The organism is Neisseria sp. P0021.S005 (assembly GCF_051956955.1).
The window spans coordinates 1-1,686 of the sequence record NZ_JBQCWY010000663.1; the positions used below are offsets into that span (position 1 = coordinate 1).

The window sequence follows — 1,686 nt, forward strand, 5'->3', positions numbered from 1 at the left end:
CGTTCAACACGCGTACATCAGTAAAGCCTTGGCTGCGGATTTTTGCCGCGTCGGCTTGGTGCTGCACATATACGGGCAGGTTTTTCGGAATGGAACGTGCGGCGGTTTCGTCCCAATGGTCTTCGTGAGTATGGGTAACGACAACTGCATCCACACCGTCCAAAATTTTATTCACGCTCATCGGCAGCCCGACCAGCGGCATTTTGGCTTGGCTGTTGAACGTGCCGGCAAAGCCGTTCATGGAGTGCTTGGGTGCGAAAAACGGGTCAATCAAAAAAGTCTGCCCCGCATATTCGACTTTGGCGGTAGCGTTACGGATATGTTGGTATGAATCGTCTGCCCAAGCGGAAAAGGCTGTCGCGCCCAAAACAGTGGCAAGAATAAATTGCTTGGATTTCATGATGTTGCTCCTTAGAAAATTATGGAGCGTATTTTAAGCTGCAGGTGTATCGGCTAAAATAGGCAATATTGCCAACAAACGCAAGGATAGTGCCAAAATGTCGTCTGAAAACGAGCGTAACGAGTTTCGCCAAAATCAAACTGTTCCCAAAATCGTGCTATATGCTCAATCGGGCATGAATGATTTTGTCTTCAACATTCCCTTTTCTGTTTTTCAGACGACCTATCGGGACAATCCGCTCTTTGACCTGAAAATCTGTTCCGATGATAGCAAAGACGTTATCACGGCACTGGGCGCAAGCATTCCCGTACACGACGGATTGGATTTGACGGAAGAAGCCGACATCATCGTCATCGCAGGCTGGCGCAATATTGAAGAAGCCCCGACGCCAGAACTGGCTGAGAATTTACAGCGGGCAGCGAAACGTGGTGCGCATATCACCGCCCTATGTTACGGCACTTACGCCCTTGCCTACACAGGACTTTTAGACGGCAGAACCGCCGCCACCCACTGGCTTGCCGAAGACGACTTTGTCCGCCGTTTCCCTAAAATTCATCTGGATACCAACCGCCTATATGCAGAAGACGGCAACTTTTTAACATCGGCAGGTGCGGCGGGTGGGCTGGATTGTTGCCTGTACCTCATCCGCAAAATCCACGGTGCAACCGTTGCCAACGACCTTGCCCGTACCTTGGTTGCGGCACCACACCGCGAAGGCGGGCAGGCACAGTTTATCCACCGACCTGTCGAACGTCGTACCGCCGATGACAAAATCAATCACCTATTGGACGAACTGCGCCAAAACCTTGCGACCCCATACCGCTTGGACGATTTGGCAAAAAAATTAGCCGTTTCCCGCCGTACCTTTATCCGCCATTTTTCTCAAGCCACAGGCATGAATTTCGGTGAGTGGCTCACCACAGAGCGGCTATGGCAGGTACAGGATTTGTTGGAAAATACGGATTTGCCGATAGAACGCATCGCCGAACAAAGCGGCTTCGGCAGCGCGTCAAACCTACGTTTGCAGTTCAAAGCCAAGTTTAAAATCAATCCGAATGCCTGGCGGAAAGTATTTGGCAGATAGCTTGCGTTAGTCAATCCAAAATACCTGAGTGCAGGCTGCTTTGGAGGTCGTCTGAAAACCCAAAAAGCAGCCTGTACTTTTCAGACGGCCTTTTTTCTTTTTCAAAGAGTAGAGAAATTTCAAAGAGTTTTTATAAATCATCTTCAAAATCCAAACGCTTGTTCTATCCTAATCATTTATATTCAAAGATGACAATCTCAAT

3 protein-coding genes are annotated in these 1,686 nt (G+C 49.1%); 1 reads left to right on the forward strand and 2 read right to left on the reverse strand.

All coding sequences use genetic code 11. The annotated features are described in order from the left end of the window. On the reverse strand, positions 1-400 hold a 400-nt coding region (locus ACTHUE_RS18065; protein WP_440424107.1), incomplete at its 3' end, for an MBL fold metallo-hydrolase. Positions 401-497: 97 nt separating this feature from the next. Between ACTHUE_RS18065 and ACTHUE_RS18070 the strand changes: the two genes are divergently transcribed. Beyond that, entirely contained in the window at positions 498-1,484 is a 987-nt protein-coding gene (locus ACTHUE_RS18070) for a GlxA family transcriptional regulator (protein WP_440361160.1), read from the forward strand. A 6-nt stretch (positions 1,485-1,490) separates the two neighbouring features. Here ACTHUE_RS18070 and ACTHUE_RS18075 read toward each other — a convergent pair whose 3' ends face one another. Then, complete coding sequence (locus tag ACTHUE_RS18075; RefSeq protein WP_440361161.1) at positions 1,491-1,625, reverse strand: hypothetical protein; 135 nt, start codon at positions 1,623-1,625, stop codon at positions 1,491-1,493. Between the last annotated feature and the right edge of the window lie 61 nt (positions 1,626-1,686).